The sequence below is a fragment of the Kineococcus esterisolvens genome, from assembly GCF_050871405.1.
Lineage (GTDB): Bacteria > Actinomycetota > Actinomycetes > Actinomycetales > Kineococcaceae > Kineococcus.
Genome location: NZ_JBJLRI010000140.1, coordinates 1 through 2,322, shown reverse-complemented (window position 1 = coordinate 2,322; position 2,322 = coordinate 1). Strand labels below are relative to the sequence as shown.

Sequence of the window (2,322 nt, the reverse complement as noted above, 5' to 3'; positions counted from 1 at the left end):
CCCCCCCCCCACCCCCCCCCCCCCCCCCCCCCCCCCCCCCCCCCCCCCCCCCCCCCCCCCCCCCCCCCCCCCCCCCCCCCCCCCCCCCCCACGTCCGCTCGCGTGGTCAAGCATCGGCAGCAGCGCACCACAGGTGCGTCAGATCCCTGGCCCGGGGCATCGGCGTGGGGTCCTGGCCCCACCACGACAGGCGCAGTTCCTCCAGCCGCCCGTCGGCAGTGATCAGGGTGACCACCCCGCCTTCCCCAGGAGCGGCGAAGTCAGCGGTCGCCGGATGCGCGTCCAGCAGGTGCGCCCGTGGGGCGTGCGCGTCGGTGACGCGCAGGGCGATGGTGCCGCACCCGCACGCGCACCCCGGGGCGGCCAGCACGTGCTGAGCCTGGAGGCGCAGCTGGACGGCGCCGGGAAAGTCCTGCGCCCAGCAGGAGAGCCAACACGTCGGCCTCGTCCGCGCTCAGGGGCCGGGCGTCGGCGGGGTTGTCCACCCGGCCACGCTAGGTCGACTGCTGCGTCGATCGCACGGTCATCCCGCAGACGGTGCGTGATCTAGTGCACCTCGGCCAACTCCTTGACGATGGCCAGCGCGCGGTCCCACGCCCCCACCATGTCGTCGTAGTAGGCGTCCTCCATCGGGGCGGAGATCGCCAGGAGCGTCCCGCCGCCCGCCTCGGCCAGGCGGTACGTCTCGTGCGTCCCCGACCACAGGCGCGCCTGCTTGCTCTCGGTGTCGTCGCCGCCACCACCCACGACGCCGGTGTACTCGATGTCAAGGAGCTCCGGGCGCCGGCTGGCGAGGATCCGGCCGACCAGCCCTGTCCCGTCGGGGCCGAGGAAACGGACGCTGCTGCCCTCCTGCCAGTCGGTCTCGGCGTAGGAGCCCTCGGCGAACTCCGCGGTCCACTGCCGGTACGTGACTTCGCCGGTCAGGACCTCCCACACCCGCTCACGTGGGGCGTCGACGTCGATCTCCTTCTCGATGGGACGGGTCGCCATGGTGTCCTCCTAGTCGATGGTGCGTGTCGACGATGGGACTGTCCTCGCCGCCCGAACTCATCGATTGGACACTGACCGCTCGATGTCCGACTGCAGCGTGGGTCGGGCCAGGGGCAGCTGGCGAACATCACCTGTTGCTGGGCTGCGCCGCTTGGATCCATGAACGCCAAAGCTGCGTCCCGACAGCCAATCGTCAACAGAACGAAGGCAACCGCACCGACTTACCGGATCTGCCGAAGTCAGGGTGGCTGCGGACGGCACATGAGGAGCGTGGAAGAGCTGCGCCAGGCCCGCGCCCGGGCTGTGCTGGACCTGTTGCCGGTCGAGCAGATGCCCACCTGGGCCGCGCACGCGCTGGCGTACGGGCACGACAGCCCCGCTCTGCGCGAGCTGGCCGGTCTCGACGGCGCCGACCCACGCCAGGTGCACGACGCCTTCAGCACAGCCCTGGACGAACTGGGCGTGCCCGTCCTGAGCGAGAAGCAGGCCCACTGGCAGATGGCCCACGCCTGGGCGCAGGCCGCAGTCGACGGCACCTTGGCGCCGTACGAGGCCGCCCGGCGCATCTGGCGGCACGCTTGCAGTCCGCTGGGCCACCCCGACGCACTGGCCGCCTTCGCCGGGCTGGCCAGTGAGTGGGAGGACGCCCCCGCGCACCGCGCGGCCTGCGAGGCAGACATCGTCGCCGCCGCGCACCGGTTGCTGGCCAGCTGCTGAGCCCGCCGAGGGCTGGGCCACCGCCCCAACCACGGGAGCGCTCATGCCGCCGGCCAAGACGTCGTTGGCCGCCCGGATCTGCCGATGACGTTACGGTCATCCCGCAATCCACACGATCGCCGTCAGCGACACACCGCTGGATAACCGGTCCTATCGAACCGTCTGCACTGCAAAGCAACACCCCTGAGGACTCAGTGGATAAGCTGCGAAGTGATCCGCTCCCGCACCACCAGACGCTCCTGGCCCCGTCTTCGCGCGACCACACTGGTGCGCACCCCCGGTGTCGCACCGCACTGCCACACTGGTGACCCGCAGGTCCGCACAACCCAGACCGCCGAAGCGCACCAGCACCCCCGAGAGCACGGAGGCCGTCGTGCACCCGACCGCGACCTCGCCCACCCGCCACACGGGCCCGCACCCGGTCCCCACGCTGCTCGCCGTCACCGCCGCGCTGCCCGCCACGGCCGTGGCGACCTGGTGGGCCATCGGGAACCTGTCCCACCCCCAGGGGTGGATCGACCCGGCCGCCGCCGGCCCGCAGCTCTCCGCCGCGACCGAGAGGACGGCCGGCCTGCTCTCGCTGCTGGTGCTGCTGCTCATCGGCGTCGTCAT

Annotated in this window: 4 protein-coding genes; 2 read left to right on the top strand and 2 right to left on the bottom strand. The window is 72.4% G+C overall.

What is annotated here, in order from left to right; genetic code table 11:
- Positions 1 to 106: 106 nt before the first annotated feature.
- On the bottom strand, positions 107 to 370 hold the full coding sequence (locus ACRYR8_RS21090) for a hypothetical protein (RefSeq protein WP_432486225.1): 264 nt from the start codon (positions 368 to 370) through the stop codon (positions 107 to 109).
- A 176-nt stretch (positions 371 to 546) separates the two neighbouring features.
- Complete coding sequence (locus tag ACRYR8_RS21085; RefSeq protein WP_432486224.1) at positions 547 to 993, bottom strand: SRPBCC family protein; 447 nt, start codon at positions 991 to 993, stop codon at positions 547 to 549.
- A gap of 261 nt (positions 994 to 1,254) precedes the next feature.
- Between ACRYR8_RS21085 and ACRYR8_RS21080 the strand changes: the two genes are divergently transcribed.
- Positions 1,255 to 1,710: a hypothetical protein gene (locus ACRYR8_RS21080; RefSeq protein ID WP_432486222.1), complete on the top strand. Its 456-nt coding sequence runs from the start codon at positions 1,255 to 1,257 to the stop codon at positions 1,708 to 1,710.
- 373 nt (positions 1,711 to 2,083) lie between these two features.
- On the top strand, positions 2,084 to 2,322 hold a 239-nt coding region (locus tag ACRYR8_RS21075), incomplete at its 3' end, for a hypothetical protein (RefSeq protein WP_432486221.1).

Coding starts and splice junctions, on each gene's coding strand:
- ACRYR8_RS21085 (WP_432486224.1), bottom strand. CDS start 993: ATGGCGACCCGTCCCATCGAGAAGGAGATCGACGTCGACGCCCCACGT.
- ACRYR8_RS21080 (WP_432486222.1), top strand. CDS start 1,255: ATGAGGAGCGTGGAAGAGCTGCGCCAGGCCCGCGCCCGGGCTGTGCTG.